The 1,615-nt window shown below is 38.6% G+C and carries 1 protein-coding gene; it reads right to left on the reverse strand.

The window, feature by feature from the left end; all coding sequences use genetic code 11:
- Positions 1-137: 137 nt before the first annotated feature.
- A complete protein-coding gene (locus tag ACTWP7_RS20320) occupies positions 138-1,373 on the reverse strand; it encodes an IS110 family transposase (RefSeq protein WP_443124725.1) in 1,236 nt (411 codons plus the stop codon).
- Between the last annotated feature and the right edge of the window lie 242 nt (positions 1,374-1,615).

Below are 1,615 nucleotides of genomic sequence, written 5' to 3' on the forward strand. Positions count from 1 at the left end.
TAAACCAGCTAATAGTTTGTCAACATTTTTCAATAAAAACTTAAGGTAACCCATGTTATACTAAAAATGCGCATGGCAAATAACCTTCCTCAAATGTTTGATTGGAAGGTTTTGTATTATTTAGATGGAAATAGTGATTACGCTATATCTTGGAAAGTGGTTTTGTTTTTTAATAAAGCATAAATCCAATGTAAGAGCTTATTTACACAAGCAATGACGGCTACTTTATATAATTTGCCTTCCTTTCGCTTCTTGTCGTAAAACGCTCTTAATTTTTTGTTTCTAGGGATAATTTCGGCTGTTGTTTTTTGTTTGCGACAATCACGAATACCAGATCTAACGGCCATATATAGGGCATGACGTAGCCGGCTTGAACCACGTTTTGTAATCCGAACTAAAGTAGCCTTAAACTTACCTGATTCATGTACTTCTGGATCAACTCCTGCGAATGCTACTAGCTTTTTAGGGTGATTAAACCGGTCTATCTCCCCAATCTCAGAAATAATCGTGGCAGCGATTTTTTCTCCAATACCAGGGATAGATTGGATGATCTTATATTCTTCAACTTCTTTTGCGAGAGCATCTATCTCTGAGTCCAATCTGGATAGATGCTTTTTGTATTGAAGAAGCATAGTGATATACATACCAAGACTCAGTAAATGACTCTGATAAAGTGTCTTTTTGAATGGGTTCCGTGCGGCTGCTTTCTTAAGATCCTGAGCTTTTTCCTCTGCCCATCTCCTAGACCGACTCTTACAGAGTACTTTAATTTTATCAGCTAACGCATCTTGGTTAACATCTAAAATGTCTTCTGATGCAGGGAATTCCTTTAATACAAGTAAAGACACAACTGAGTATAAGTCACCAAAAACCCCTTTATATTCAGGGAAGATTTGATCCAGTACTGCTTGAAATTGCAATTTGGTTTGTACATAAATTCCTGTAATATTCTCGTGTTGCCTTGTAAGATTACGCAAGTTTAAAAGCTGAATACCGCGCCTTTTATAAGGTTCTAAATCTTCCTTGTAATAAAGCTCACAAAGCCGATAAGCATCAATGGCATCCGTTTTAACTTTTCGTAAACTAGAGCTTTTAGCTCTATGAGAGATCAAAGGGTTAACAATAATCAATAAATAGTTATGCTGCTCTAGAAACTGCACCACTGGTGCGTGATAGTGCCCAGTAGCTTCTAGTACAACCGAAGGTTGAATGCCTGTTGCATCTTTTACACCTTCCAAAAACTCAAGTAATGAGCCTAGTCCCTCCAGGTCATGCTTGATGCTAAAACTTTTACCGTAAGGTTTTCCTTTATCTAAAAAGGTCTGAACCTCACTTTCTCCTTTTGAAACATCCAGACCCACGACTGGATTCATTCTATATCTCCTCCTCAGATTCATCTTGCCAGTAACCCCTAGTCCTCCTAGTAGTATCATAGCTTCGCTTGTTATACGGGATCTTGTCCCAACCAGCCTCAAACATGTTTCTACCAGTAGGGGGTGAACGGTTTACCAGGACGGGATCTAAGTCCCACGGGCAGGGGCGTTCTACCCTGGCTACTGTAATAATAAGACCATATTAAAAATGGTCAACCAGAAATATCTAGAATTCTGGTTAA

The sequence above is a fragment of the Halobacillus sp. B29 genome, from assembly GCF_052246755.1.
GTDB classification, from domain to species: Bacteria; Bacillota; Bacilli; order Bacillales; family Halobacillaceae; genus Halobacillus; species Halobacillus halophilus.